The following is a 22,336-nucleotide window of genomic DNA, read 5'->3' on the forward strand; positions in this document are numbered from 1 at the left end:
CCGGCGCCGGGTGCGGGCCCCGCACGCCGCTCAGCGCGCCTGCCACACCGGCAGCGCCGGGGCGCCCGGCGGCAGCATGTGCTTGGCCGCCAGCAGCGGCGTGCGGTCCAGCCGAACGACCTGGGTGACCAGCACCCCGGGGGTGTCGGCGGAACGCCCGAGCTGGGCGCCGCGCTGCCGGCCGAGCGTGGTGGCCACGATGGTGCTGCTGCCGGTCAGCGGCAGCCCCCGCCCGAGGTCCAGGAGCAGGCCCAGCATCGACGAGGTCCGGGCGCCGGGCCCGTCGAACGCCGCCACGGCGTCCGGCAGCAGCTCCGCCACGGTCTCGTCCGCGGCCCACTCCTGGGTCAGACAGGCCGCAAGGCCGCCGACCTCGATCACGCTCTCCCAGAACCGCACCTCGCCGTGGGCCGGCAGGACCAGGTGCTGGGTGGAGAAGTCGGTCGGCTCCTCGCGGGTGCGGGCCAGCGGCGTGGTCACCACCTGACGTCCCTCGCCGAGCAGCGCCTCGACCGGTTTGAGGAACTCGAAGCCGCGCGGCGGCAGATGGTGGTTGACGGTGCGCCCCACCCCGCGCCGCACGGTGATCACGCCGTCCTCCTGGAGCAGGATCAACGCCTCGCGCAGCGCCGGCCGGCTCACCCCCAACTCGGCGGCCAGCCGGGGCTCGGTCGGCAGGGTCGACCCCGGCGGGTAGGCGCCGCCCCGAATGGCCTCGACCATCCGCTCGTACAGCGCGACGACGGGCCGGCGCTGGGGCCGGCCCGGAGCGCCCTCCCGCCCTTGTTGTCTGTCAGCCATCTGCGTCTCCCCGCGTCCGTGGTCCGACGTGCCCGCACCGCACCCGGTCGGGCGCGTACCGCCAGTCTTCCACCGGCGCGGCCCTGGTGGACCGCACGCCCCGGGGCCGGACCGGTGGGGGCGCGTCCGGGACGGGACTGCGCCCGGCCGCCTTGTCCGACAGCCGAACGTCCCGCAGCCCGCCACCCCTCCCTTCCTCGCATGGGAACAAGCGAACGTCGGATCGAGTGTTCGCCGGAAAGCGTGGTCGATCACGGAACGACTTCCCCGTTCCCCCGGCGGCGGGTGATGCTTACGGGGCGCAAGCGACGGGCTGCAGACCGTTACGGCGCCTCCGGTCGACATCCCTTGCTGGGCCGGAGAGTTGGTCCCACCACGCAATGCACTAGGAGACAGAGCCAGATGAACTTCCTCACCAGCCTGCTTGCCGGCATCGTCCACTTCGTGGGCTGGCTCGTCTGACGGACTTGCAGCACCACCAGGCGCCGCCCCCTCGTCCCAGGGGGGCGGCGCCTTCCGCGTGTCCGGGCGCGGGCCGCGCGGTTCGCCGGCCGCCCGGCTACCCGTCCAAGGGCCGGCGGGCGGTCTCCGGCAGCGCCAGGTAGACGAAGAACGACACCAGGCACAGCCCCGCGACGTACCAGGGGAAGAGGCCCGCGTGGCCGGCCTGCTTGAACCAGGTGCCGACGTACGGGGCGGTGCCGCCGAAGAGCGCGACGGTCAGCGAGTAGGGGAAGCCGATGCCGGCGGCCCGCACCCGGGCCGGGAAGACCTCGGCGTTCACCGCGGCGGCGATCGAGGTGTAGCCGGTGAGCAGCACCAGGCCCGCGCACTGCACCAGCAGCAGCGAGGCGAAGGAGTCGGTGACCAGGTGGAGCAGCGGCACGGCCAGTACGGCGAAGCCCAGCGCGAAGGTGAGCAGCAGCGGCTTGCGTCCGATCCGGTCCGAGAGCAGCCCGCCGAGCGGCTGGATCAGCGCGAAGAAGACCAGCGACAGGGTGCCGACGGTCAGCGCTTCGCCCTTGTCGAAACCGGCGTTGACCTGGGCGTAGGTGGGCAGGTAGGTCGTCCAGGTGTAGTAGGCGAGGGTGCCGCCGGCGGTGATGCCGCAGATCAGCAGCGACTGCCGGGGGTAGCGGCGCAGGCCCTCGAAGAGGCCGGGGCGGTCGGCGGGCCGCTCGGTGGCGGCGGGGCGTGCCGCCGGGTCGGCGTCGGGGGCCTGCGGCAGGGTCTCCCGGGCGCCGCTGCGGATCCACAGCCCGAGCAGGCTCAGCAGGGCACCGACGAGGAACGCGATCCGCCACCCCCACTGGCCCATCTGGTGCGCGGTGAGCAGCGCGGCGAGCAGCGCTCCGGTGCCGGAGGCGAGCAGTTGGCCGAGGGTGGTGGAGACGTACTGGAAGCTGGAGAACAGGCCGCGGCGGCCCGGTCCGGCGGACTCCACCAGGAACGTGGTGGACGCGGCGAACTCGCCGCCCACCGAAAGGCCCTGCACCAGGCGGGCGACGACCAGCACGATGGGCGCGAGCACGCCGGTAGCCGCGTAGGTGGGGGTGAGCGCGACGAGCAGGCTGCCGCCGCCCATCAGCAGGATGGTGAGGGTCAGCGCGGCGCGCCGGCCGCGTCGGTCGGCGACGGCGCCCATCAGCAGCCCGCCGACCGGGCGCATGAAGAAGCCGACGGCGAAGACCGCGAACGAGGACAGCAGTGGCACCAGGGAGTTGCCGGCGCCCTTGGGGAAGACCTGGTCGGCGAAGTAGACCGCCAGGAAGGAGTAGGCGTACCAGTCGTACCACTCGACGGTGTTGCCGACGGACGCGGCGGCCAGTTGCCGCAGTTGCGACGGACGGTGGTCACCCTCGGGTGCCCGGTCCTCGGCTATGGGCGGTGTGCTCGACATGGTCCTCCACTCCCGGTCCTTCTCCTGGGCCCGTCACTGGGGCAGGATGATCCGACAGGTGATCATGTACCGGTGAGGCGGGTGGCCGCCAGGGACTTGGACCGTGAAGTCGCCGCCGTCGGCAGGTGGCAAGGCGGTGGCCATGCGCCGGCAACACGGCCGCAACGCCCGGGGGCGCCGTCGGGTCGGCGGCGCGCCGGGAGGAGACCGCGAGGAGGAGGCACCGTGCGGGTAGCACTGTTCGTCACCTGCATCAACGACACGCTCCGGCCACGCACCGGACAGGCGGTGGTGACGCTGCTGGAACGGCTGGGCGTCGACGTCGACTTCCCGGCGGGGCAGAGCTGCTGCGGGCAGCCGCAGTTCAACACCGGGTACCGGCACGCCACCGAGCCGCTGGTGCGCCGCTTCGACCGGGCGTTCGCGGACCACGCGTACGTGGTGACCCCGTCCGGTTCCTGTGCGGCGATGGTGCGCGACAACTTCCCGCGGATCGCGGCGAAGGCCGCGGCGGAGGGGCGCGGCCGGGAGCTGGCCGAGGCCGCGGCGCGGGCCGTGTCCAAGACGTACGAGCTGACGGAGTTCCTGGTGGACGTGTTGGGGGTGACCGACGTCGGCGCGTACTACCCGCACACCGTCACCTACCACCCCACCTGCCACGGGCTGCGGGTGCTCGGGCTCGGCGACCGGCCGCGGCGGCTGCTGGAGCGGGTCCGCGGGCTGACGTTGAAGGAGCTGCCGGGCGCCGAGGAGTGCTGCGGGTTCGGCGGGACGTTCGCGGTGAAGAACCCGGCGGTGTCGGTCGCGATGGGCGTCGACAAGGTCCGTGCGGTGACCGGTACCGGTGCGCAGGCGCTCTGCACGGTCGACAACTCGTGTCTGCTGCACCTCGGGGGCCTGCTCGCCCGGCAGGGTTCGACGGTCCGACCGGTACACCTCGCGGAGATCCTGGCCAGTACGGAGGCCGATCCGGCGCCGGCCGGCCCCGCGGTCCCGGGCGGCGGCGCGGCAGGCGGTGCGCGATGAGCCGCAGTTTCCTCGGCATGCCGGCGTTCCCCCAGGCGGCGGCCGTCTCCACCCGCGACACCCAACTGCGGGCCAACCTCGCCCACGCCACCCGCACCATCCGCGACAAGCGGGCCGGGGCGGTGGCCGAGCTGGACGACTGGGCGGAGCTGCGGGCCGCCGGCGCCGCGATCAAGGACCGGACGCTCCGTCATCTCGACCACTACCTGGAGCAGTTGGAGGAGGCGGTCGGCGCCGCGGGCGGCCGGGTGCACTGGGCGGCGGACGCCGACGAGGCCAACCGGATCGTCACCCGGCTGGTCCGGGAGACCGGCGAGCACGAGGTCGTCAAGGTCAAGTCGATGGCCACCCAGGAGATCGGGCTCAACGAAGCGCTGGCCGACGCCGGGATCCGGGCCTACGAGACGGACCTGGCGGAACTGATCGTGCAGCTCGGCGACGACCTGCCGTCGCACATCCTGGTGCCGGCGATCCACCGCAACCGGGCCGAGATCCGGGACATCTTCCGCCGGGAGATGGGCAAATGGGGCCGCCCGGCGCCGGAAGGACTGTCCGACTCCCCCGCCGCACTGGCGGAGGCGGCCCGACTGCATCTGCGGGAGAAGTTCCTCACCGCGAAGGTGGGGATCTCCGGCGCCAACTTCATGGTCGCCGAGTCCGGCACCCTGGTCGTCGTGGAGTCCGAGGGCAACGGCCGGATGTGCCTGACCCTGCCGGAGACCCTGATCTCCGTCGTCGGGATCGAGAAGGTGGTGCCGACCTGGCAGGACCTGGAGGTCTTCCTCCAACTGCTGCCGCGCTCGTCGACGGCCGAGCGGATGAACCCGTACACCACCACCTGGACCGGGACCACGGACGGCGACGGGCCGCGGACCTTCCACCTCGTGCTGCTCGACAACGGGCGCACCGACACCCTGGCGGACACCGTGGGCCGGCAGGCGCTGCGCTGCATCCGCTGCTCGGCGTGCCTGAACGTCTGCCCGGTGTACGAGCGGGCCGGCGGACACGCCTACGGATCGCCCTACCCCGGCCCGATCGGCGCCATCCTCACCCCGCAACTACGCGGCATGGCCGGCCCGTTGGAGCAGTCGTTGCCGTACGCCTCGTCGCTGTGCGGGGCGTGCTACGAGGTGTGCCCGGTGGCGATCGACATCCCGGAGGTGCTGGTGCACCTGCGGGAGCGGGTGGTGGAGGGCGGCCCGGTCACCCGGCACGGCGCCCGGGTGGTGCTCAAACCCGCCAAGGGGCACGCGGCGGAGCGGGCCGCGCTGCGCGCCGCCGCCTGGGCCTTCGACCATCCGGGCGCGCTGCGCGGCGGGATGCGGCTCGCCGCGCGGACCCGTCGGCTGCATCCGCGCCGACTGCCGGGGCCGGGCCGCGCCTGGTCCGACACCCGGGCGCTGCCGGCGGTGCCCGCGGAATCGTTCCGCGACTGGTGGCAACGCACCCGGGGCGGCGCCGCCGGGCCCGAGCGAGGAGGTCTCAGGTGAGCAGCAGGGACGTGGTGTTGGCGCGGGTGCGGCGGGCGCTGGCCGACGTGCCGCGCGGCGAGGGCCCCTACGATCCGCCGGTCCCCCGCGACTACCGCCGGGTGCACGGGGCGCGGACGCCGGACGAGACGGTGGAGCTGCTCGCGGCGCACCTCGCGGACTACCGGGCGCGGGTGCACCGTTGTGCGCCCGCCGAGCTGCCGGCGCTGGTCGGCCGACTGCTGGCGGCGCGCGGGGCCCGCACGGTGCTGGTCCCGCCGGGGCTGGACCCGCACTGGCTGTCGGCCGCCGACGTCAGCGCCGTACCGGACCGGGCCGCGGACACCGCTCGGGACCTCGACGCGGTGGACAGCGTGGTGACGGGGTGTGCGGTGGCCGTCGCGGAGACCGGCACGCTGGTCCTGGACGGCGGCCCGGATCAGGGGCGGCGCCGGATCACCCTGGTCCCGGACCACCACGTCTGCGTGGTGCGGGTGCCCGACCAGGTCGTCGACTCGGTCCCGGAGGCGCTGGAGCGGCTGTCCCCGCGGCGCCCGTTGACGTGGATCTCCGGGCCGTCCGCCACCAGCGACATCGAGTTGGACCGGGTGGAGGGGGTGCACGGCCCGCGGACGCTGGAGGTGGTGCTGGTCGGGGCGGGTGCGGGGCACGGGAGCGCCGGGTAGCGTCGGGCGGTCGCCGCGGAGGGTGACCCCGGCGTTGGTAGGCACCCGGTGGGTACCACCGGCAGGTGTCTGGGTGGCCCACGCCCCGGTCGGCAGACTCCTGGTCATCGCCACCGAGCAGATGACCGAGAGGCAGTCACCCCATGAACGACCACGACAACTCACCCGCCTGGAACGCCGGTTGGGCCACCGCGGTGCAGCGGCCGAGCGTCGGCTTCCATCCGAACTGGGCCGAGGAGGGGTTCGCCGACCAGACCGTGCGACAGACGGTGCGGGTCACCGGCTCCGGGGCCCGGGCCCGGATCAGGCTCTCCAACCGGTACGGGACCGCGCCGCTGGAGGTGTCCGGCGCGAGCATCGCCCGGGCCGGTGCCGGGGCGGCGGTGGCGCCCGGGACGGTCCGGCCGCTGACCTTCGACGGGGCGGCGTCGGTACGGATCCCGGCCGGCGGCGAGGTGCACAGCGACGCGGCGGAGGTGAGCGTGGCGGCGCTGGAATCACTGACCGTCTCACTGCACTTCGCCGGGCCGACCGGACCGGCGACCTTCCACGCGCAGGCGTGGGCCACCGCGTACCGGGCGGCCGGCGCGCAGTTGGGGGAGGTGGATCCGGCGGTCTTCGGGGAGACGTCGGTGTCCTGGTACTACCTGGCCGCGGTGGAGCTGGCGGACGGCGGCCCGGCGCGGCGGGACACCGTGGTGCTCTTCGGCGACTCGCTCACCGACGGCTTCGGGTCGAGCGTCGACGCCGACCGGCGGTACTCGGACGCGCTGGCCGAGCGGCTGAGCGCCGAGGGCCGTCCACTGCGGGTCCTCAACCTGGGCATCGGCGGGAACCTGCTGCTGAACGACTCGCCGTGGTTCGGCGAGGGGGCCGGGGCGCGGTTCGACCGCGACGTGCTGGCGCAGCCGGGCGTGCGCACGGTGGTGGTCCTGGTCGGGCTGAACGACATCGGCTTCAGCGAGGTCGACCTGCCGACCTACAGGCCCGCCCCGGACAACGCGGCGGACCACCTCATCGACGGTTACCGGGAGTTGATCGCGCGGGCGCACGCGGCCGGCGTGCGCGTCGTCGGGGGGACGATCCTGCCGTTCCAGGGGTCGGAGTACCACACGCCGGTCGCGGAGGCGAAGCGCCGGGCGGTCAACGAGTGGATCCGGACGGCGGGCGCGTTCGACGCGGTGGCCGACTTCGCGGCGGCGCTGGCGGACCCGGCCGACCCGGACGCGCTGCGGTCCGCCTACGACAGCGGGGACTTCAAGCACCCGGGCGACGAGGGGTACCGGGTGATGGCGCGGGCGGTCGATCCGGCCGCGCTGTGAGGACCGGCCCGTCGGCCCGCCCGGACCGTGCTCCGGGCGGGGCGGTCAGACCAGGACCTCGGGGGCGCGGCCGTCGTTCGGGGCGTCGGACGCTTCCTGGTGTGTGTCGCGGCGGACCAGGGCGGCGTAGCGGCCGTCGGCGGCCAGCAGTTCGTCGTGGGTGCCGCGTTCGACGATCCGGCCGCCGTCCAGGACCACGATCTGGTCGGCGTCGCGGACGGTGGAGAGCCGGTGCGCGATGGTGACGGTGGTGCGGCCGGCGGAGAGCGCGTCGACGGCCTGCTGGACGGCGTGTTCGGTGCGGGTGTCCAGGGCGCTGGTGGCCTCGTCGAGGACGAGCACCGGCGGGTCGCGCAGGATGGTGCGGGCGAGGGCCAGCCGCTGCTTCTCGCCGCCGGAGAAGCGGTAGCCGCGTTCGCCGACGACGGTGTCGTAGCCGTCGGGGAGGGCGGCGACGTGGTCGTGGATCTGGGCGATCCGGGCGGCGCGCTCGATCTCGTCGTCGGTGGCGTCGGGCTTGGCGAAGCGCAGGTTCTCGGCGACCGAGGCGTGGAAGAGGTAGGTCTCCTGGGAGACCACGCCGACCGCGCGGGCGAGGGTGTCGAAGTCGAGGTCGCGGACGTCGGTGCCGTCGAGCGTGACCCGGCCGCCGGTGACGTCGTACAGGCGCGGGACGAGGTAGCTCAGGGTGGTCTTGCCGCTGCCGGTCGGGCCGACGACGGCGAGGCTGCTCCCGGCCGGCACGGTCAGGTCGACGCCGTCGAGGGTGGGGGCGGCCTCCGCGTCGTAGCCGAAGGACACCGCCTCGAAGCGGATCTCGCCGCGCGGGGCGGGCAGGCGGACCGGGTCGGCGGGCTCGGTGATGTCGACCGGCAGGTCGAGGTACTCGAAGATGCGCTGGAAGAGCGCGAGCGAGGTCTGCATCTGGACGCCGGTGGTCAGCAGGGAGACGGTGGGCCGCAGCAGGCCCTGCTGGAGGGAGACGAAGGCGACCAGGGTGCCGAGGGAGAAGGCCGGGCCGCCGAGTTGGAGGACCAGGCCGGCCGCCCAGTACAGGAGCGCGGGCATGGCGGCCATGACGATGCCGATGGTGGCCATCCGCCAGCGGCCGGCCATGTTGGCGCGGACCTCCAGGTCGACCAGGCGCGCGGACTCGTCGGCGAAGTTCTTGGTGAGGGAGTCGGCGCGGCCCATGGTCCGGCCGAGCAGGACGCCGCTGACCGAGAGGGATTCGGTGACCATCGCGGACATCGCGGCCATCTGCTTCTGCCGCTTGGTGGTGATCTTCTTGCGCTCGTTGCCGACCCGGCGGCTGATCCAGACGAACAGCGGGAGCAGCAGCAGCGAGACGACGGTGAGCCGCCAGTCGAGGGCGACCATGGCCACGACGGTGGCGACGACCGAGGTCAGGTTCGAGACCAGGGAGGTCGCGGTGGAGGTGACGGTCGCCTGCATGCCGCCGATGTCGTTGGCGATCCGGGACTGGACCTCACCGGTGCGGGTGCGGGTGAAGAAGGCCAGCGGCATCCGCTGGAGCTTGGCGTAGACGGCGGTGCGCAGGTCGTGCATGACGCGCTGGCCGACCGTGGTGGAGACCAGGGTCTGCAGGACGCCGAAGACGCTGGTGGTGACCGCGATGGCGATCATGCCGAGCGCGAGCAGGGTCAGCAGGCCGGTGCGCCGGCCGGGTATGGCGACGTCCAGGATCTCGCGGAGGAGGAACGGGGAGGCCACCGAGACCAGCGAGGAGGCGGCGACGAGCAGGCCGACCAGGGCGAGGCGGCCGCGGTAGGGGCGGAACAGCGTGAGGATCCGCCGCAGCGGGACCGGGGCGTCGGGGTCCTTGGGGGGCGGGGTCCAGTTCGGCTCTTCGGGACGCATGGGCTCCTTCGAGGGCGGGAGGGGAAGCAGGAAGCTATGGGGGGAGAAAACTTTGCCGAGCTTAGCTCATTGTTACCTATACTCACAATGAATCTTGTCCTGTATCCTGTGGCCATGCCCACCCCCGAGCCGTCGGCCAGCGCGAACGAGGCGAACGTCGCCGAGCAACTGGTGCGACTGACCCGCCGGATGCAGCGCGCCCAGAAGCGCCACATGGCCCACCTGGACGTCCCCTTCACCCCCGCGCAGTCCCGGCTGCTGCGAATCGTCGGGCACTGCCACGACGCCCCGCCCCGGATGGCCGACCTGGCCGAGCGGCTGGAGGTGGTGCCCCGGGCGGTGACGACGCTGGTGGACGCGCTGGAGTCGAACGGCGCCGTGCGCCGGGTGCCCGATCCCACCAACCGCCGGGTGGTGCGGATCGAACTGACCGACACCGGCCGGTCCGCGCTGCGGGCGTTGCGCGGCGCCCGGCGGGCCGCCGCGGAGGAGATCCTGGCACCCCTGACCGCCGCCCAGCGCGAGGTGCTCGGCGGCCTGCTCGCCACCCTCGTCGACGGACCGGGGGAACCGCACCGCTCTGCCGCACCGGCCTGATCCGACGGGCCGTCGCGCAGCCAACCGGAGGTGACCGTGCCCCTGCTGGAGCCCACGCCCGAAGCCCTGCGGCCCCGCACCACCCACCCCGCGCCGGACCGGGTGCCCGAACGGCTGGCGGCCGGCACCCCCGAGCCGCTGCGCGGCGACCTGCTCGCCCTGCTCGGCCCGGACAAGGTCCGGCACACCGTCTCCGACCTGGTGCGCTACGCCTCCGACGCCAGCCCCTACCGCTTCGTCCCGCAGGTCGTGGTCGTCCCCGAGACCGTCGAGGACGTCGCCGCGGTCTTCTCCTACGCCCGCGCGCACGGCCGGCACGTGGTGTTCCGGGCCGCCGGGACCTCCCTCAACGGACAGGCGCAGGGCGAGGACGTCCTCGTCGACGTGCGCCGCCACTGGGCCGGCATCGAGGTGCTGGACGACGGCGCCCGGGCCCGCATCCGGCCCGGCACCACCGTGCTGCGGGCCAACGCCGCCCTCGCCCGGCACGGCCGGCTGCTGGGCCCCGACCCGGCCAGCGCCGTCGCCTGCACGGTGGGCGGCGTGGTCGCCAACAACGCCTCCGGGATGACCGCCGGCACCACCCGCAACTCCTACCGGACGCTGGACTCGCTGACCTTCGTGCTGCCGTCCGGCACCGTCGTCGACACCGCCCGCCCGGACGCCGACGCCCGACTGGCCCGGGCCGAACCGGTGCTCTGCACCGAACTGCTGGCCCTGAAGGCGGAGATCGAGGCGGCCCCGGACCTGGTCGCCCGGATCCGCGCCAAGTACGCGCTCAAGAACACCAACGGCTACCGCCTGGACGCACTCCTCGACGGGCGGACCCCGGTGGAGATCCTGCGCGGGCTGATGGTCGGTTCCGAAGGGACGCTCGGCTTCCTCGCCGAGACGGTCTTCCGGACCGTGCCGCTGGACCGGCACACCTCCACCGCCCTGCTGTTCTTCCCCGGCCTCGCCGCCGCGGCCGCCGCCGTCCCGCGCTTCACCGAGGCCGGCGCCCGGGCCGTGGAACTCATGGACGGCAACACCCTGCGCGCCTCGGTCAGCGTGCCCGGCGTCCCCGCCGACTGGGCGGAACTGCCCAAGGAGACCGCCGCGCTGCTGGTGGAGTTCCGGGCACCCGACGAGGCGGCGCAGCGGGCCCACGAGGAGGCGGCGGCACGGGTGCTGGCGGAGCTGGCGCTGGTCGCCCCGGTGCCGTCGATCAGCAACGCCGTCACCCGGGACCCGGCCGTGATCGGCGGCTACTGGAAGGCCCGCAAGGCGTTCGTCACCGCGGTGGGCGGCTCCCGGCCGGCCGGCACGACCCTGATCACCGAGGACTTCGCGGTCCCGCCGGCCCGGCTCGCCGACGCCTGCACCGCGCTGCTGGAGCTCCAGGCCCGGCACGGCTTCGACGCGGCGGTCGCCGGCCACGCCGCCCACGGCAACCTGCACTTCCTGCTCGCCTTCGACGCCGCCGACCCCGCCGACGTCACCCGCTACGCCGCCTTCATGGACGACTTCTGCCGGCTGACCGTCGAGCGCTTCGACGGCTCGCTGAAGGCGGAGCACGCCACCGGCCGGAACATCGCACCGTTCCTGGAACTCGAATGGGGCCCGCGCGCCACGGAGTTGATGTGGCGGATCAAGGAGATCGTGGACCCGCGGGGCATCCTCGCGCCGCGGGTCCTGCTCGACCGCGACCCGCGGGCGCACCTGCGCGGCCTGAAGACCCTCCCCCGCATCGAAGCGGTCGCCGATCCGTGCATCGAGTGCGGCTTCTGCGAACCGACCTGTCCCAGCGGGGTCCTGACCACCACGCCCCGCCAACGCATCGTGCTGCGCCGCGAGATGCTGCGCCAGCCACCCCGCTCACCGGTCAACGACGCGCTGCTGACCGCCTACGGTTACGAGGCGGTGGACACCTGCGCCGGCGACTCCACCTGCCAACTGGCGTGTCCGGTCGGCATCGACACCGGCGCGCTGATGAAGGACTTCCGGCACCGGCGGCACTCCCCGCGCGAGGAACGGATCGCCGAGCGGGCCGCGCGGCACTTCGCGGCCGTCGAGCGGGCGGCCCGGCTGGCGCTGGCCGTCGCACCCCGGCTCGACGACCGGCTGCTGACCCGGGCGACCGGCGCCGCCCGCCGGGCGATCCGCCCCGACCTGGTGCCGGAGTGGCTCCCGCAGGTCCCCGGTCCGGCGGCCCGGCGACCGCCCGCGACCCGCCGGGCCGGCGCGGCCGCCGTCTACTACCCGGCCTGCGTCAACCGCATCTTCGGCGCACCCGCCGACCACCACGGGCCGTCCCTCCCCGAGGCGGTGGTGGCGCTCGCCCGCCGCGCCGAGTGCCCGGTGTGGATCCCGTCGGACGTCGCCGGCACCTGCTGCGCCACCATCTGGCACTCCAAGGGCTACGAACGGGGCAACCGGCTCATGGCCAACCGGATCGTCGAGGCCGCCTGGGGCTGGACCGCCGGCGGACGGCTGCCGCTGGTCGTGGACGCGTCGTCCTGCACGCTCGGCCTGGCCCGCGAGGTGGTGCCGTACCTGACCCCGCTCAACCGCTCGCTGCACGCCGCGCTCACGGTCGTCGACTCCGTCGGGTGGGCCGCGGACCTCCTCCCCCGCCTGGAGGTCCACCGCACCCTCGGCTCCGCCGTCCTCCATCCCACCTGCTCCATGGAGCACTTGGGGGACGGGGACCGGCTGCGGCGGGTCGCCGAGGCGTGCGCCCGCGAGGTGGTGGTCCCGGACGACGCGGGGTGCTGCGCCTTCGCCGGTGACCGCGGTCTGCTCCACCGGGAACTGACCGAATCGGCCACCGAGAAGGAGGCCGCCGAGGTCACCGCCCGCCCCTTCGACGCCCACCTCTCGGCGAACCGCACGTGCGAGATCGGCATGGACCACGCCACGCAGGGCCGGGGCTACCGCTCGGCCCTCCTGGCGCTGGAATGGGCGACCCGCCCCGGCAACCCCTCGATTCCGTACGGCACGTGAGGCGGCGCGTGGCGTCCGCCCGGCCCGTCGGGACGGGCGGACGTCAGCGGGCGACGTGCAGGGCCACCGCGCCGTGGGCGGGCACGGTGAGCTGCGCCTGCCCGTCGCCGCCCACGGTGACCGTGTGTCCGTCGCACGCCGCCGGGTCCGCGGCGACCACGTCGCAGTACGTCCCGGCCGGCAACGACGTGGTGAACGACCGACTCACCGCCTGGCCCCCGCCGTTGAGGGCGACGAACCCGGCGGAGCCGCGCCCGAAGGCGATCGCGTCGCCCCCGTTGTCCCACCAGTCGGTCAGCCCCGCCGACCCGACCGCGTTGCGGAAGCCCACCATGGAGGTGATCTCGCGCCGGGCGTGCTCGTCGGTCCAGGCGGAGCTGCCGGAGGGCGGCGGGCCGGCGTCCTTGTCGGTCCACTGGTAGCCGGAGTAGACGTTCGGGGAGCCGTACGGCGAGGCGAGCATGAAGACGTTGGCGAGGGCGTAGGCCGCGCCGTCCTTGTAGCTCAGCGTGGAGCCGTTGCGCTCGGTGTCCCAGTTGTCGACGAACGTGCGGGCCTTGTCGCTGCCGAGCTTGCCGTCGGCGACGGACTTGAGCTGGGCGAGGTTGCCGCTGAGGAAGGCGCTCTTGAGGTGGGTGCCGTAGCGGAACTCGTCGACGTCGCCGGTGGCGGTGTACTCGTCGGGCTGGACCGCCTCGCCGGCGCCGTAGACGACCTCCTGCACCCAGTACCCCGGGTCCTTCATCTTGCCCTTGATGGCGGCGAGGTCGCCGGCGGCGATGTGCTTGGCGGCGTCGATCCGGAAGCCGTCCACGCCGAGCGACCGCAGGTCGTCGAGGTACCTGGCGATCGTGGTGCGGACGTAGTCGCTGCCGGTGTCGAGGTCGGCGAGCCCGACCAGTTCGCAGTTCTGGACGTCGTCGCGGTTGGTGTAGTCGGAGATGCTCTTGCGGCAGCCGTGGAAGTCCCAGTCCTGGTAGGTGCCGGAGTAGGTGTACTTCGTGTACGGGGTGCCGCCGGTGCCGGTGCCGGAGCCGGCCGCCATGTGGTTGACGACGGCGTCGGCGATCACCTTGACGCCGGCGGCGTGGCAGCTGCCGACCATCGCGGCGAACGCGGCGCGGTCGCCCAGCCGGCCGGCGATCTTGTAGCTGACCGGCTGGTACGAGGTCCACCACTGGTCGCCCTGGATGTGTTCGGAGGCGGGTGAGACCTCGACGTAGCCGTAGCCGGCCGGGCCCAGTTGGTCGGTGCAGGCCCGGGCGACGTCGGCGTACTTCCACTCGAAGAGGGTGGCGGTGACGGTCCGGTCGCCGGGCGGGGTGGCCTGTGAGGGCCAGGGGGCGAGGACGGTGAGGCCGAGGGCGGCCAGCAGTCCGCCCAGTGCCCCGCCCCGCACCCGGGGACGGCGCCGGTGGTGCGGCTGCCGTGTCGCTGCGTGGTCGCGGCTCCTTCGTCGTTGCACTGTTGCGGCTCCTTCGTCATGGGGCACGGGGACCGCGCCCACGAGAGCAGCCACGCGCCAGGCCGCCATGGGGGGATTTCCGCTTCGGAGCCTGCCGTTTCGTGCGTGGACACGTCAAGGTCTTCGGCAAGGCTTTTCAGGCTCTTGCGAAAGATGCCGACACGGGCGGGCTGGACGCCACGTCCCGGTGGCACCCGAGGGGGACGAAGAGTCCACGTACGCACACCAAGAGTCCAATGCGCCCTCTTGTGCCCCAGGCCGCCCAACCGTCAGGGTCCTCACCGAGGTTCACGACTGTCCCGCGTACGATCCGCTCCCCTGGAGGACCGATGCACGAGGCAACACCGCAGAACCACGAGCCCCACGAGGCCGGCCCCAGCCGCCGTTCGGTGCTGTGGACCGCCGGCGCGGCCGGCGCCGGACTGGGACTCACCGGCCTGGGCACCCCCTCGGCGGCCGCGGCCGCGCCCCAGGCACCCGCGGCGGGCCCGGACACCGCCGCCGCCCCCGAGCGGCACGGCAAGACCATGATCGGGGTGCCCTTCGAGCCGCGCGGCACGGTCCGCGTCGGCATCATCGGCCTCGGCAACCGGGGCGGCAGCATGATCGACCTGTTCCTGGCGATGCCGGGCGTGCGGGTCGTCGCGCTCTGCGACCCGGTGCAGGACAAGGTCGCCAAGGCCGCGGCGAAGGTCACCAAGGCCGGCCAGCCCGCACCCGCCGTCTACACCAACGGCGACCACGACTTCGCGAACCTCTGCCAACGCACCGACATCGACTTCGTCTACGCCGCGACGCCCTGGGACTGGCACTTCGAGATGGCGAAGACCGCCATGCTCAACGGCAAGCACGTCGGCACCGAATGCCCGCTGGCGCTGCGCCTGGACCAGCTGTGGGAGTTGGTGGACCTCTCCGAACGGACCCGCAGACACTGCCTCCAGTTGGAGAACTGCTGCTACGGCAGGAACGAGATGCGGGTGTTGCGGATGGCGCACGCCGGCCTCTTCGGCGACCTCCTGCACGGCGCCGGGGCGTACGTCCACGACCTGCGCGGCCTGATGTTCGACCCGACGTACTACGAGGGGCCCTGGCGCCGGCTGTGGCACACCCGGCTGCGCGGCGACCTCTACCCGAACCACGGCTTCGGCCCGGTCGCCAACTACATGGACGTCAACCGCGGGGACCGGGTGGTGCGGATCTCCAGCTTCGGCACGCCGGCGCTCGGACTGGCCGCCTACCGCAAGCAGCACATGCCCGCCGGCGACCCCAGTTGGAAGGAGTCGTACGTCGAGAGCGACCGCACGATCAGCCTGGTGCAGACCGCCAAGGGCCGGGTGATCCGGCTGGAGCACGACGTCTCCACCCCGCACCCGTACAGCCGGATCAACAGCCTCGGCGGGACCAAGGGGCTCTTCGAGGACTACCCCGAGCGGATCTACCTGGAGCCGGACCAGAGCAACGACGAGTGGGGCGACTTCGGGAAGTACGCCCAGTGGGACCACTGGTTGTGGAAGGAGCACGCCAACCCGCCCGGCGGCCACGGCGGCATGGACTACATGTTGGTCTTCCGGCTCACCCAGTGCCTGCGGCTGGGCCTGGTACCGGACTTCGACGTGTACGACGCGGCCACCTGGTCCGCCCCGCTGCCGCTGAGTGACCGCTCGATCAGGGCGCAGGGCGCACCGCAGGAGATCCCGGACTTCACCCGGGGGCTGTGGAGCAAGGCCCGGCCGGGGATGGATTCGGACAGGCCCGCGCAGTAGCGGGGGCGCGCCCCGCACGGCGCGCCGCCCGGGGCCCGGTGGCCGACCGTCCGCCACCGGGCCCCGCAGCTCACTTCTCGCCGGGCGCGACGGGGGCGCCGTCCGCCTCCTCCCGACCGACGGGGGCGGTGGCCGCCGGCTGCGGCTGCGGCTGCGGCTGCGGCCCAGCCGGGACCGCGCCGGCCAGCACCTGCTTGGCCGTCACCCGGTCCAGCGCACCCTCCCAGCGGGACACCACGAACACCGCGACGCAGTTGCCCAGCAGGTTGGTCGCCACCCGCATGGAGTCCATGATCCGGTCGACGCCGAGCAGCAGGGCGACCGCCGCGGCCGGAATGACGCCCAGCGCGGAGGCGGTCGCGGACAGCGCCAGGAACGCCGAACCGGGCACGCCCGCCATGCCCTTGCTGGTCAGCATCAGCACCAGGACCACGGTCACCTGCTGGCCGAGCGAGAGGTGCACGCCGATGGCCTGGGCGATGAACAGCGTCCCGATGGAGAGGTAGATGGACGCGCCGTCGAGGTTGAAGGAGTAGCCGGTGGGCAGCACCAGGCCGACCGCGTCGTCCCGGCAGCCGGCGGCCCGCAGCTTCTGCATCATCCGCGGCATCACGGTCTCACTGGAGCCGGTGCCCAGCGCCAACAGCAGTTCCTCGCGGGTGTAGCGGACGAACTTCCAGAGGCTGAGCCCGGTGACGGCCTTGAGGGCGAGCCCCAGCAGCACCAGGAAGACCAGGGCGACGCCGTAGCAGACCGCGATCAGCTTGCCGTAGGTCGCCATGGCGCCCAGTCCGTACTGGCCGACGAGGTGGGCGGTGGCGCCGAAGACCGCGAGCGGGGCGAGCTTCATGAGGTAGCCGACGATGGTGAAGACCACGTCCTGCACCTGCTCGATCAGCGGCAGCAGTTGGGGCACCCGCTGCTGCCCGAGGTGCAGCAGCGCCGCGCCCACCAGGCAGGCCAGCACCAGGACCTGGAGCAGGGAGTTCTCGGCGAACGCGCCGACCGCGCTGTTCGGCAGCGCCTCCAGGATGAACTGGCCCGCGGAGGGCAGTTTTCCGCCACCGGTCGTGGCGTCCACCGCGCCCTTGTCGAGCGAGGCCGGATCGACGTGCATCCCGGCGCCGGGGCTGAAGACGTTGCCCGCCAACAGGCCCACGACCAGGGCGATGCTGGTGGCGGCCTCGAACCAGATCAGGGCCTTGACGCCGATCCGGCCGAAGGACTTGAGGTCGCCCGCCTTGGTGATGCCGGCGACGACGACGCAGAAGACGAGCGGGGCGATGATCGCCTTGATGAGGCGGACGAAGCCGTCGCCCAGCGGTTGGAGCGAACTGCCCGCCTGCGGCCAGAGGCGTCCGACCAGGACACCGAGCAGCAGGGCGAGCAGTACCTGGACGAACAGGCTGGTGCGCAACAGGCGCCCGGCACGGCGGGCGAGGCTTCCGGTGGCGTGCGGCACGGGCACTCCTCCATGGACGGATTCTGGGATGCGGAAGAGGATTTCCGCGGTCCGTCACTATGGCCGGTAGGCGTTCCTCCCGAAAGAGCCGGTGCAACTTCCGGGAAAATCTTGGAGCTTGATCCAAGTTGGAGCTTGATCCAAGGAGGTGCGTCGTCCCGCCGCCCGCCCCGCTCCCGGCGTCAGCCGGCGAGGTGCGCCCGGTCCCCCATCACCACCACCGGGTGCCGCGCCGGATCCAGTGCGCGCAACAGCGTCACCATCGCGGACTCGGCCACGCTGACGCAGGCCGACGTCCCGGTCCCGTGGTCCAGGTGGAGCCACACGCCGCCGCCCTTGGACTGCCCCTGGGGACGGGTGGGATCCAGCGGGGACGTCCCCACCACCCGGTTGTAGTCGATCGCCACCACGTAGTCGAAGTCGTGCCGGGTGTTCTTCGACCAGTACGCGGGCGGGGTGAAGGCCGCCGAGTGCGTGTAGGGCAGCCGGGCCCCCGGATCGGGGAGCACCCCACCGGCGTCGGTCAGCCGGAAGACGCCGATCGGGCTGCGCTGGTCGTCCTCGTGGTGGTCCGGCGTCCAGCCGCGCCGGCCGTTGTGCGCCGGCCAACTCCCCTTGCGGTCCCAGCCGGCGGCCCCCTTCTCGTACAGCACCACCGTCGCGTCCGGGGAGTTCACGCCGGCGCCGTACACCGCGACGACCTGCCGGGAGCCGGCCGGGATCCGGGACCGCAGCGCGCCGCCCACCCCCGGGATGCCGTCGAGGTGGGTGTCCGCCGATGCCCCACCGGCCGGGCCACCGGGATGCTCGCGCGCGCCGGCCCCGTCCCCCTTGGCGCCGCCGTCACCACCGTCCCCGCCCGCCGCGCCACCCGCACCGCAGCCCGCCAGAAGGACCGTCACCGCCGCCGCCACCGCCGCCGCCCGCACCGCACCACCCGCTGTTCGCATGACGTCCATGCTGCCACCGCGCCCTGACGGTCCCTCGCCCCGGCCCTGCGATGTGCTACGCACGGAAGGTACGTCGGCTTGGCCGGCTTTCTGCGGAAAAACCGTTTGAAGCCGGGCCGGCCGACGCGCGAACCTTCCGTGTGCCTCCGCTCGCGCCGAGGCCGTCACCGAGGGGCGCGAGGACACTCCGGCCTGCCCGGACGGCGTGCCACCGCTCCCCGCCAACGACCCGCCCGCCCCTCCTCCGGCCCGCCCGGCGCGCGCGGCCCACCCCACCTCCTGCGACAACTCCTGGGACATCATGCGCATTCGCGACCTCCCCCATCCCGACCCCGGCGTCCCGGACGTCCGTTCGGGCGGCCGATTCCTCGTGTGGCTGTGCCGGCAACAGTGGGGCGGACAGACCACGTCCCTCTTTTGGGGGCTGCTGCACATGGGCGCGATGGCGTCGTTCCCGCTGCCCGTCGGCCTCGCCGTGCAGGCCGCGGTGGACGGCCACGGCAGCCGGTTGATGCTGGCGGGCGGCCTGTTGGCGCTGCTCGGCGCGCTGGTCGCGGTCAGCGACATCATGCTGCACCGCTCCGCCGTGGCCAACTGGATCGTCACGGTGGCCCGGATGCAGCAACTGCTCTCCCGCAAGACCGCGGAGCTCGGCGGCGCGATGACCCGACGGGTCGCGGCCGGTGAGATCGTCGCCGTCAGCACCGGCGACCTGGAGCGCATCGGCTGGTTCGTCGAGACGCTGTCGCGGTTCGGCGCGGCCCTGGTGGCGTCGATCGGCGTCTGCCTGGCGCTCGTCGTCTACCAGCCGCAGCTCGGCCTCGTGGTGGCCCTCGGCACGCCCCTGTTGGCGCTGGCCGTCCTGCCGCTGCTGCCGCCCGCCACCCGCCGGGCGGACGCCCAGCGCGAGAAGGCCGGCCGCGCCACCGAACTCGCCTCCGACACCGTCGCCGGCCTGCGGGTGCTGCGCGGCATCGGCGGCGAGGACCTCTTCCTCGGCCGCTACCGCACCGCCTCCCAGGAGGTCCGCCGGGCCGCCGTGCGCAGCGCCCGCATGTGGTCGCTGATCTCGGCGGTGCAGGTCGCCCTGCCGGGCCTGCTGCTGATCGCGGTGGTCTGGGACGGCGTCCGGCTCGCGCTCGCCGGCCGGATCACCGTCGGCGAACTGGTCACCCTCTACGGCGCGGTGGCCTTCCTGCTCTACCCGCTGCGACACTTCGAAGAGATCACGATGGCCTGGTCGTTCGCCCTGCCGTCGGCGGGACGCACGGCACGCGTCCTGGCGCTGAGCCGCCCGACGGGCGGGCGCCTGACCGACCCGCGCCCACCGGCCGGCGACCTGCACGACCCGTTGAGCGGCCTGACCGCGCGGGCCGGCCGGCTGACCGCGGTGGTGTGCGGCGACCCGGACGCGGCGGGCCGACTCGCCGAACGGCTCGGCGGCCACCCACCGCACACCGCCCGGCCCGCGCCGCGGGACGCCGCCCCGCCCGGCGGCCCGCCCGCGGCCCCGGACCGTCCGCTCTCCGTCGTCCTCGGCAGCACCCCGCTGGACGACCTCCCGCGCGACACCGCCCGCAGCGCCGTCCTCGTCCAGGACAAGGACCCGGTCCTGCTCTCCGGCACGCTCGGGGAACTCCTCGACGTCCCCTCCTCCGGCCGGGTGACCGGGGCCGAGGCGCTCGACGCGGCCCAATGCACCGACGTGCTCGCCGCGTTGGCCCGGGCGTCCGCCGACGACTCCGACGACCCCCTGCACACCCACATCACCGAACGCGGCCGGTCGCTCTCCGGCGGCCAGCGCCAGCGGCTGGCGCTGGCCAGGTCGCTGGTCGCCGACCCCGAGGTGCTGGTCCTGGACGAACCGACCAGTGCCGTCGACGCCCACACCGAGGCCCGGGTCGCCGACGGCCTGCGAGGCGTCCGGGCGGGCCGCACGACCGTGGTCCTCACCGCCAGCCCGCTGCTCCTGGACCGCGCCGACCAGGTGGTGTTCCTCCAGGAGGGCAAGGTCGCCGGCGAGGCCCCGCACCGCGAACTGCTCGACACCCACCCCGAGTACCGCGCCGTCGTCACCCGCGAACCGGATCCCGCCCGCGGCACGCCGCAAGGCCGCACCGCCCCCCACCGCACCACCGAGGAGACCGCATGATCGGCCTGGCCCCGCCGGAGCACGATCCCCACCCGGCCCACACCACCGCCACCCTGCCGGTCGGCTCGCCGGCCACGGTGCGCGCCTACGTGGCCGAGCTGTTCCGCCGGCACCGCCGGGACTTCACCGTCCTGATCACCGTCAACGCCGTCGCGGTGATCGCCTCGATGGTCGGGCCCTACCTCCTGGGCGGGCTGGTCGAGGACCTCTCGGCGGGCCGCGGCGGACACGTCCCCCTCGGCCGCACCCTCGCCGTGTTCGCCCTCGCCCTGGTCGTGCAGACCGTCTTCGTCCGCATGGTCCGGCTGCGCGGGGCGATGCTCGGCGAACGGATGCTGGCGGACCTGCGGGAGGACTTCCTCATCAGGTCGGTGGCCCTGCCGCCCGGCGTCCTGGAGCGGGCCGGCACCGGCGACCTGCTGTCCCGGATCACCACCGACATCGACCGGCTCGCCGAGGCGATGCGGGAGGCCGTGCCGCAGCTCTCGATCGGCGTGGTCTGGGCCGGCCTGCTGATCGGCGGGCTCACCGTCACCGCACCGCCGCTCGCCCTGTCCGTGCTCGTCGCCCTCCCGGTGCTGCTGGTCGGCTGCCGCTGGTACTTCAAGCGCGCGCCCGCCGCCTACCGCTCCGAGGCCGCCGGCTACGCCGCGGTCTCCGCGGTCCTCACCGAGTCCGTCGACGCCGGCCGCACCATCGAGGCGCACCGCCTGGGCGCCCGCCGGGTCACCCTGTCCGAGCACCGCATCCGGACCTGGACCCAGTGGGAGCGGTACACCCTCTTCCTGCGCTCGGTGCTCTTCCCGGTCATCAACGTCACGCACATCCTGGTGCTCGCCGCGGTCGTGGTGCTCGGCGGGGTGTTCGTGCTGCACGGCTGGCTCACCCCCGGACAGCTGACGACCGGCGCGCTGCTGGCCCAGATGCTCACCGAACCGGTCAACCTCGTCCTGCGCTGGTACGACGAGCTCCAGGTGGCCCAGGTGTCGCTGGCCCGGCTCGTCGGCGTGCGCGAGATCGCACCCGAGCCCGCCGACGCCTCGGTGGTGCCGGGCGGCCGGGACGTGCGCGCGCAGGACGTCAGCTTCGGCTACCGCGCCGGCGTCGACGTCCTGCGCCAGGTCTCGCTGAACGTCCGCCCCGGCAGCCGGGTGGCGCTGGTCGGCCCGTCCGGCGCCGGCAAGTCCACCCTGGGCCGGCTGCTGGCCGGCATCTACGGACCGCGGTCCGGCTCGGTCTCGCTCGGCGGCGCCGAACTCTCCGCGATGCCCACCGAACGCGTCCGGGAACACGTCGCCCTGGTCAACCAGGAGCACCACGTCTTCGTCGGAACGCTGCGGGACAACCTGCTCCTGGCCCGTACGGACGCGGCCGACGCCGAACTCTGGGCGGCGCTGGGCGCGGTGGACGCGGACGCCTGGGCCCGGGCCCTGCCCGGCGCTCTGGACACCGAGGTCGGCTCCGGCGGCACGGCCCTGACCCCGGCCCAGGCCCAACAGATCGCGCTGGCCCGGCTGGTCCTGGCCGATCCGCACACCCTGGTGCTGGACGAGGCGACGTCGCTCCTGGACCCGCGCGCCGCCCGCCACTTGGAGCGGTCGCTCGGCAAGGTCCTGGACGGGCGGACGGTCGTCGCGATCGCCCACCGGCTGCACACCGCCCACGACGCCGACGTCATCGCGGTCGTCGAGGACGGCCGGATCAGCGAACTGGGCAGCCACCGGGAACTGGTCGCGGCCGACGGTGCCTACGCCGCGCTGTGGCGGTCCTGGCACGGCTGAACCACCGCGGCACGCACCGGTGGCGCCCGGCTCTCGTCAGCGGGGCGCCACCGGTGGCCGGGGCGGACCGGGCGGCGGCCCGGTCCGCCCGCACGG

The 22,336-nt window shown here is 73.8% G+C and carries 15 protein-coding genes; 9 read left to right on the forward strand and 6 right to left on the reverse strand.

Annotation, left to right across the window (positions count from 1 at the left end; translation table 11 throughout):
- Nucleotides 1–30: 30 nt before the first annotated feature.
- Together ABD385_RS01505 and ABD385_RS01510 are read right to left on the reverse strand one after the other, a co-directional pair.
- Complete coding sequence (locus tag ABD385_RS01505) at nucleotides 31–801, reverse strand: GntR family transcriptional regulator (protein WP_344572991.1); 771 nt, start codon at nucleotides 799–801, stop codon at nucleotides 31–33.
- Between the two features lie 559 nt (nucleotides 802–1,360).
- Nucleotides 1,361–2,701, reverse strand: coding sequence for an MFS transporter (locus tag ABD385_RS01510; protein WP_344572992.1), 1,341 nt, complete (start codon nucleotides 2,699–2,701; stop codon nucleotides 1,361–1,363).
- Nucleotides 2,702–2,926: 225 nt separating this feature from the next.
- Here ABD385_RS01510 and ABD385_RS01515 point away from each other — a divergent pair, with 225 nt between their 5' ends.
- The 4 genes from ABD385_RS01515 (at nucleotide 2,927) to ABD385_RS01530 (ending at nucleotide 7,204) form a co-directional block, all read left to right on the forward strand.
- Nucleotides 2,927–3,727 (forward strand): (Fe-S)-binding protein, encoded by an 801-nt coding sequence (locus ABD385_RS01515; RefSeq protein WP_344572993.1) that lies wholly within the window; start codon nucleotides 2,927–2,929, stop codon nucleotides 3,725–3,727.
- On the forward strand, nucleotides 3,724–5,217 hold the full coding sequence (locus ABD385_RS01520) for a lactate utilization protein B (protein WP_344572994.1): 1,494 nt from the start codon (nucleotides 3,724–3,726) through the stop codon (nucleotides 5,215–5,217). The genes ABD385_RS01515 and ABD385_RS01520 overlap by 4 nt, the downstream gene beginning before the upstream one ends.
- Nucleotides 5,214–5,882, forward strand: coding sequence for a LutC/YkgG family protein (locus ABD385_RS01525; RefSeq protein ID WP_344572995.1), 669 nt, complete (start codon nucleotides 5,214–5,216; stop codon nucleotides 5,880–5,882). The genes ABD385_RS01520 and ABD385_RS01525 overlap by 4 nt, the downstream gene beginning before the upstream one ends.
- 143 nt (nucleotides 5,883–6,025) lie before the next feature.
- The gene (locus tag ABD385_RS01530) at nucleotides 6,026–7,204 is read left to right on the forward strand and encodes a GDSL-type esterase/lipase family protein (RefSeq protein WP_344572996.1); all 1,179 of its coding nucleotides are present in this window, start codon (nucleotides 6,026–6,028) and stop codon (nucleotides 7,202–7,204) included.
- A gap of 45 nt (nucleotides 7,205–7,249) precedes the next feature.
- Here the strand turns inward: ABD385_RS01530 and ABD385_RS01535 are convergent, their stop codons facing one another.
- Nucleotides 7,250–9,085 (reverse strand): ABC transporter ATP-binding protein, encoded by a 1,836-nt coding sequence (locus ABD385_RS01535; RefSeq protein WP_344572997.1) that lies wholly within the window; start codon nucleotides 9,083–9,085, stop codon nucleotides 7,250–7,252.
- Between the two features lie 114 nt (nucleotides 9,086–9,199).
- On the opposite strand from ABD385_RS01535, the gene ABD385_RS01540 reads away from it, so the two are divergent.
- A complete protein-coding gene (locus tag ABD385_RS01540) occupies nucleotides 9,200–9,682 on the forward strand; it encodes a MarR family winged helix-turn-helix transcriptional regulator (protein WP_344572998.1) in 483 nt (160 codons plus the stop codon).
- Nucleotides 9,683–9,718: 36 nt separating this feature from the next.
- Nucleotides 9,719–12,667 carry an FAD-binding and (Fe-S)-binding domain-containing protein gene (locus tag ABD385_RS01545; RefSeq protein ID WP_344573483.1) on the forward strand — a complete coding sequence of 983 codons (2,949 nt, stop codon included), beginning with the start codon at nucleotides 9,719–9,721 and terminating at the stop codon, nucleotides 12,665–12,667.
- 43 nt (nucleotides 12,668–12,710) lie between these two features.
- Here the strand turns inward: ABD385_RS01545 and ABD385_RS01550 are convergent, their stop codons facing one another.
- On the reverse strand, nucleotides 12,711–14,066 hold the full coding sequence (locus tag ABD385_RS01550; RefSeq protein ID WP_344573484.1) for an alpha-amylase: 1,356 nt from the start codon (nucleotides 14,064–14,066) through the stop codon (nucleotides 12,711–12,713).
- A 395-nt stretch (nucleotides 14,067–14,461) separates the two neighbouring features.
- Here ABD385_RS01550 and ABD385_RS01555 point away from each other — a divergent pair, with 395 nt between their 5' ends.
- The gene (locus tag ABD385_RS01555; protein ID WP_344572999.1) at nucleotides 14,462–15,895 is read left to right on the forward strand and encodes a Gfo/Idh/MocA family protein; all 1,434 of its coding nucleotides are present in this window, start codon (nucleotides 14,462–14,464) and stop codon (nucleotides 15,893–15,895) included.
- A gap of 70 nt (nucleotides 15,896–15,965) precedes the next feature.
- Here ABD385_RS01555 and ABD385_RS01560 read toward each other — a convergent pair whose 3' ends face one another.
- Together ABD385_RS01560 and ABD385_RS01565 are read right to left on the reverse strand one after the other, a co-directional pair.
- A complete protein-coding gene (locus tag ABD385_RS01560; protein ID WP_344573000.1) occupies nucleotides 15,966–17,357 on the reverse strand; it encodes a cation:dicarboxylate symporter family transporter in 1,392 nt (463 codons plus the stop codon).
- A 182-nt stretch (nucleotides 17,358–17,539) separates the two neighbouring features.
- On the reverse strand, nucleotides 17,540–18,307 hold the full coding sequence (locus ABD385_RS01565) for a L,D-transpeptidase family protein (RefSeq protein WP_344573001.1): 768 nt from the start codon (nucleotides 18,305–18,307) through the stop codon (nucleotides 17,540–17,542).
- 301 nt (nucleotides 18,308–18,608) lie between these two features.
- Between ABD385_RS01565 and ABD385_RS01570 the strand changes: the two genes are divergently transcribed.
- Nucleotides 18,609–20,459, forward strand: a complete 1,851-nt coding sequence (locus tag ABD385_RS01570) for an ABC transporter transmembrane domain-containing protein (protein ID WP_344573485.1) — start codon at nucleotides 18,609–18,611, stop codon at nucleotides 20,457–20,459.
- Nucleotides 20,456–22,240: an ABC transporter ATP-binding protein gene (locus ABD385_RS01575; RefSeq protein WP_344573002.1), complete on the forward strand. Its 1,785-nt coding sequence runs from the start codon at nucleotides 20,456–20,458 to the stop codon at nucleotides 22,238–22,240. Before ABD385_RS01570 ends, ABD385_RS01575 begins: the two co-directional genes overlap by 4 nt.
- Nucleotides 22,241–22,336 lie beyond the last annotated feature (96 nt).

It is taken from the genome of Streptomyces lunalinharesii, assembly GCF_039532155.1.
Lineage (GTDB): Bacteria > Actinomycetota > Actinomycetes > Streptomycetales > Streptomycetaceae > Streptomyces > Streptomyces lunalinharesii.

Coding starts and splice junctions, on each gene's coding strand:
- ABD385_RS01505 (WP_344572991.1), bottom strand. CDS start 801: ATGGCTGACAGACAACAAGGGCGGGAGGGCGCTCCGGGCCGGCCCCAG.
- ABD385_RS01510 (WP_344572992.1), bottom strand. CDS start 2,701: ATGTCGAGCACACCGCCCATAGCCGAGGACCGGGCACCCGAGGGTGAC.
- ABD385_RS01520 (WP_344572994.1), top strand. CDS start 3,724: ATGAGCCGCAGTTTCCTCGGCATGCCGGCGTTCCCCCAGGCGGCGGCC.
- ABD385_RS01530 (WP_344572996.1), top strand. CDS start 6,026: ATGAACGACCACGACAACTCACCCGCCTGGAACGCCGGTTGGGCCACC.
- ABD385_RS01535 (WP_344572997.1), bottom strand. CDS start 9,085: ATGCGTCCCGAAGAGCCGAACTGGACCCCGCCCCCCAAGGACCCCGAC.
- ABD385_RS01540 (WP_344572998.1), top strand. CDS start 9,200: ATGCCCACCCCCGAGCCGTCGGCCAGCGCGAACGAGGCGAACGTCGCC.
- ABD385_RS01555 (WP_344572999.1), top strand. CDS start 14,462: ATGCACGAGGCAACACCGCAGAACCACGAGCCCCACGAGGCCGGCCCC.
- ABD385_RS01565 (WP_344573001.1), bottom strand. CDS start 18,307: ATGCGAACAGCGGGTGGTGCGGTGCGGGCGGCGGCGGTGGCGGCGGCG.
- ABD385_RS01570 (WP_344573485.1), top strand. CDS start 18,609: ATGCGCATTCGCGACCTCCCCCATCCCGACCCCGGCGTCCCGGACGTC.
- ABD385_RS01575 (WP_344573002.1), top strand. CDS start 20,456: ATGATCGGCCTGGCCCCGCCGGAGCACGATCCCCACCCGGCCCACACC.